Annotated in this window: 3 protein-coding genes and 1 pseudogene; 1 reads left to right on the top strand and 3 read right to left on the bottom strand. The window is 67.2% G+C overall.

The features are described 5' to 3' along the window. Together BN1120_RS17240 and BN1120_RS17235 are read right to left on the bottom strand one after the other, a co-directional pair. A pseudogene (locus BN1120_RS17240) lies at positions 1-540 on the bottom strand (peptidase M3); the annotation flags it as partial. Between the two features lie 169 nt (positions 541-709). Beyond that, positions 710-1,621 carry a DUF808 domain-containing protein gene (locus BN1120_RS17235; protein ID WP_039038966.1) on the bottom strand — a complete coding sequence of 304 codons (912 nt, stop codon included), beginning with the start codon at positions 1,619-1,621 and terminating at the stop codon, positions 710-712. A 206-nt stretch (positions 1,622-1,827) separates the two neighbouring features. Between BN1120_RS17235 and BN1120_RS17230 the strand changes: the two genes are divergently transcribed. Continuing rightward, positions 1,828-2,430 (top strand): DUF924 family protein, encoded by a 603-nt coding sequence (locus BN1120_RS17230; RefSeq protein WP_042017230.1) that lies wholly within the window; start codon positions 1,828-1,830, stop codon positions 2,428-2,430. A gap of 54 nt (positions 2,431-2,484) precedes the next feature. Here BN1120_RS17230 and BN1120_RS17225 read toward each other — a convergent pair. Beyond that, a partial coding sequence (locus BN1120_RS17225) for a methyl-accepting chemotaxis protein (protein ID WP_042017229.1) occupies positions 2,485-2,943 on the bottom strand: 459 nt, incomplete at its 5' end.

Below are 2,943 nucleotides of genomic sequence, written 5' to 3'. Positions count from 1 at the left end.
CCCCACCAGGTTGTCGTAGAGATCCCCCCACCCCTGCAGGCCGTCCACCGCCAACCCCTCGATGAGCTGCTCGCTCTCGAGCGAAAGCCACTGATCCTGCAGCGCTCTGTCGTGATGGATCTGGTAGGCCAGCTCGAAGAGTTCGGGGTCTTGCAGCAGGGTGCGCACCAGTGACTCGGGGGCGCGAACCCAGAACAGGTCCACCGGCTTGCTGCGCTGGGCCAGGGTCGCCTCCAGCTGCTGGCCCCGGGAGAGCAGTACCCGGGCCTCCTCGTCGCGCCCGTTCTGGCTCAGCCGGTTGTAACCATAGACCTGACTGTTCCAGGCCAGGCTCTTCACCCCGTTGGCCTCGCGGCGGATGGCCCGCAGCAGGTGGCGCAGGGCATTGGCATCCGCAACGGGATGGGCGGGATCCGGCAGGTCCGCCAGGAGGGCGTCAAGCCGGGTAAGGGCGCGGGCAGCCTCCTGGAAGGCGGCCTCGATGGCAGGATCGTCGGGGGCGGCATAGATGTGATCATCTCGCCAAACGGGTGGTTTCATGGTTGTCCTTGTCTGTTTGCGTCCATATCGGGTCACCCCGCCTCTGCGGGCGGGTGAAACCGGATAGTACGAAGGGGGCCAGGCACTTGCCTAGCCCCCATTCGAGGCAACCAGCAGAAGAGCGCCCCCGGGTGCGACGGCCCCTGTCGGCCCTCCCCCGACAAGCGACCTATTTGGCGGGCTGAAGCTTGCTCACCAGGGTCATGGCCACCACCAGCACCAGCCCTGCCACCACGCCGGCCAGGGCGCTCAGCAGGGTGGGCGTCACCACGGCCAGTACCCCGCCGACCCCGGGCAGGGCGGCCACCGTACCCGCCGTCCCTTCGATAAGGTGATGGAGGAAGGGCCAGCCATGGACCAGAATGCCGCCGCCGACCATGAACATGGCGATGGTGCCCACCAGGGCAAGCAGGTGCATCAGGCGGGGCGCCGTCACCAGCAGCCCCTGCCCCACCGCCCGGCGCACGGCGCCGCCATCGGGCTTTTGCAGCAGGTGCAGACCGATGTCGTCGAGCTTGACGATGAGCCCCACCAGGCCATAGACCCCGACGGTCATCAGCAGGGCGATGCCCGCTACCACGGCGATCTGCAGGCCCAGGCTCGACCCCTGCACGGTACCGAGGGCGATGACGATGATCTCCGCCGAGAGGATGAAATCGGTGCGAATGGCCCCCTTCACCTTCTGGCGCTCATAGGCCGCCAGATCCTCGGGCACCGGCGCCGCCTGATGAGCCTCCTCCTCGTGGGGCAGGAACTTGTGGACCAGCTTCTCCGCCCCCTCGAAACAGAGGTAGGCCCCCCCCAGCATCAGGAGCGGGGTGATGAGCCAGGGGATAAGAGCACTGATGGCGATGGCGGCAGGCACCAGAATGAGCTTGTTGCGAAACGATCCCTTGGCCACCGCCCACACCACCGGCAGCTCACGCTCGGCCCGCACCCCGGAGACCTGTTCTGCATTGAGGGCGAGATCGTCCCCCAGCACCCCGGCCGTCTTCTTCGCCGCCACCTTGGTCATCAGGGCGACATCATCGAGCACGCTGGCAATATCATCGAGCAGGGTCAACAAACTGGCTCCGGCCATATCTGGCATTCCTTCTATTGAGTGGGACACATCCGGGCTGCCCCGGTCAGGGTGATGAGGGGGTCAGGGGACCACGGGCCCATCCGGGGATCACCCTTTGGGGCAAAAGATGGCACAGTGTAACGGGAAGCCGCCACGGCGGCAGCCCCCCATGGCAGATCCCCTGCTCCGTTTTCACCTCACGGCCACCGGCCCAAGGAGTTCCCATGCAACCCTGGCAACCTCTGCTCGACTTCTGGTTTGGCGATGACGCAGACGACGCCCCCCGTGCCGCCCGTCAGGCCCCCCTCTGGTGGGGCAAGAGCAGCGAGACCGATGCCCTGCTGGCCTCACGCTTCGGCGAACTGGCGGCCCGTGCCGCAGCGGGCGAGCTCGCCCATTGGGAGGACGATCCCGCAGGGCGCCTGGCCCTCATCCTGCTGCTGGACCAGCTGCCGCGAAACCTTCACCGCCACACCCCCGCCGCCTTCGCCCAGGACGACAAGGCCAGGGCGCTGTGCCTCAAGGGGCTCACCCTCGGGGTCGACAAGGGGCTCTCGCCGCTGGCCCGGGTCTTCTTCTATCTGCCCCTCGAGCACGCGGAGTCCAGAGAGCAGCAGGCCAGAAGCGTCGCCCTGTTCGAGGCCCTGGCCGACGAGCAGGCCACAGGCCCGGCCCGGGCCACCTTCGAAGGCTTTGCCGACTTTGCCCGGCGCCACCAGGTGATCGTCGAGCGCTTTGGCCGCTTCCCCCACCGCAACGCCATCCTGGGCAGGGCGAGCACGGAGGAAGAGGCCGCCTTCCTGCAACAGCCCGGTTCGGGGTTCTGACATAAAAAAATCCCCGCCATGGGCATGGCGGGGAGAGAACAACCGATCCGCGCATCACTGGATGCGATAGCGGGAGATCTGCTGGTGGATATTCTCCGTGGTCACGTTCAGCTCCTCTGCGGCGGCGGAGGTCTCCTCCGCCGTGCTGCTGGTCTGCTGCACCACCTGGGCTATCTGCTCGACCTGAAGGGCGATGGATTCCGCCGCCGAGGTCTGCTCGCGGATGGCCAGGGTGATCTCGCCGACCTGATCCATGACGCGATGGGAGGCCTGGCGGATCTGGGTGATGATGGCCCCGCTTTCCGTCGCCATGGCCACCCCTTGCGCCACCTTCTCCTCCACCAGGACCATTCTGGCCACCGTGGCCTCGGACCCTTGCTGGATAGCCTCCACCGTCCTTGAGATCTCCTGGGTCGACTGGGCCGTCCGCTCCGCCAGCTTGCGCACCTCGTCGGCGACCACCGCAAAGCCGCGTCCCTGCTCACCGGCCCGCGCCGCCTCGATGGCGGCGTT

Origin of the sequence: Aeromonas caviae, from assembly GCF_000819785.1 — a bacterium.
GTDB classification, from domain to species: domain Bacteria; phylum Pseudomonadota; class Gammaproteobacteria; order Enterobacterales; family Aeromonadaceae; genus Aeromonas; species Aeromonas caviae.
The sequence above is the reverse complement of the archived record's forward strand: the minus strand, read 5'-3'. Positions and strand labels throughout refer to the sequence as shown.